Source organism: Streptomyces sp. 4F14 (genome assembly GCF_048159485.1).
Lineage (GTDB): Bacteria > Actinomycetota > Actinomycetes > Streptomycetales > Streptomycetaceae > Streptomyces.
Map to the genome: position 1 here is coordinate 1 of NZ_JBLRVY010000163.1, position 417 is coordinate 417.

Here is a 417-nt window from a genome sequence, read left to right on the forward strand (position 1 = left end):
GCCGCGCAGCGCCAGCGTGCCCCGCTTGACGGTCGTCCGGCCGGTGTACGTCACCGCGGTGCCGGTCAGCGTCGCCGTCGCGGATCCCGCCTGGATGAGCGCCCCGCTGCCGCCGACCTCGGACAGGGACAGCGGCTTGCCGGCGTTGTTCAGCACCAGCGCCCCGTCGTTGACGACCTTGTAGAGCCCGCCCCGCGTGTACAGCCCGCCGTCACCGCCCCGCTTCCCGCTGCCCAGCCGCAGCACCGCGCCCTTCTCGACGGTCGTCGAGCCGTCGTAGTACTGCACGGCCGCGAAGGTGACGTCGTTGCCCTTGGTGCCCTTGATGACGATGTCCCCGGCGCCGGGCGCGGACAGGGTGTCGTGGAACCGGCCGCCGCCGATGGGGGCGCCGAGTGTCACGGGCCCGTTGTAGTC

The 417-nt window shown here is 73.1% G+C and carries 1 protein-coding gene; it reads right to left on the bottom strand.

The genetic code is table 11. From position 1 onward, the window contains the following. Positions 1-417, bottom strand: a 417-nt coding sequence (locus ACLZOT_RS50130) for an autotransporter-associated beta strand repeat-containing protein (RefSeq protein WP_416976006.1), incomplete at both ends; no start/stop codon positions are given.